The 1012-nt window shown below is 44.6% G+C and carries 1 protein-coding gene; it reads right to left on the bottom strand.

Annotation, left to right across the window (positions count from 1 at the left end):
- On the bottom strand, positions 1-1012 hold a 1012-nt coding region (locus ACFSQJ_RS14165), incomplete at both ends, for a beta-ketoacyl synthase N-terminal-like domain-containing protein (protein ID WP_377767628.1).

Below are 1012 nucleotides of genomic sequence, written 5' to 3'. Positions count from 1 at the left end.
CTTCAATCGGATCGCCCAGACTTGTACCTGTACCATGGGCCTCCACGTAACTGATATTTTCTGGAGTAATTCCGGATTTTTGTAGCGCTGCTGTAATGACCTCATACTGACCTTTTGTACTCGGAGCTGTAAAACCAACTTTTCTATTACCATCATTATTGATTGCACTCCCCTTGATCACAGCATAAACATGATCACCATCTTCCAAAGCCTGTTCCAAGCTTTTCAAGACTACTGCACCTGCCCCATCGCTGAATAGCGTTCCACCAGCCTTAAGGTCAAATGCCCTACAGCTACCATCACGGGAACTGAGCATCCCATCTTGGTATAGATATCCTACTTTCGGAGGTGCGCTCACAGAAACTCCTCCCGCAATGGCCATTTGACATTCCCCATTCTGAATCCCCTGACATGCCTGGTGTAAAGCCACCAGGGAAGTCGAACAGCCTGTCTGAACGGACATACTAGGTCCTTGGAGGTTTAAGTTGTAGGATACTTTGGAACAGATAAAATCTTTATCTATTAAAGAAACTGCATTGAACCTGGCCGCAGGATTTGATGCAATGACAGCCATCGACATGTATTGCCAGGAAGAGTTTGCCCCACCTCCATACAAACCTATTTCGCCATTATAGGTCTGAGGGTTATAACCTGAATCTTCCAAAGCTTCCCAGGTACACTCATGGAATATTCTCATTTGTGGATCCATGAGCTCTGCCTCGTGGGCATTGTATCCAAAGGTCTCCGCATCAAACTCTTCTACACCCTTAATAATTCCTCGGCGTCTTACATAATGCTCCGAACTAAGTTCTTCTTTGCTTACACCATTGTCTAAGAGTTCCTTTTCACTAAACTCGATGATTGTTTCCACACCATTTTTAATATTTTCCCAGTACTCAGATACGTTCTTTGCTCCCGGAAAACGTCCAGCCATACCAATGACAGCAATATCCTTGGATTCGGAAATGACCGCTTTTTGTTTTTCGGTATCAAGGAAACTTTCGCCATAGCT

This window comes from Croceitalea marina (assembly GCF_042684265.1).
GTDB classification, from domain to species: Bacteria; Bacteroidota; Bacteroidia; order Flavobacteriales; family Flavobacteriaceae; genus Croceitalea; species Croceitalea marina.
The sequence above is the reverse complement of the archived record's forward strand: the minus strand, read 5'-3'. Positions and strand labels throughout refer to the sequence as shown.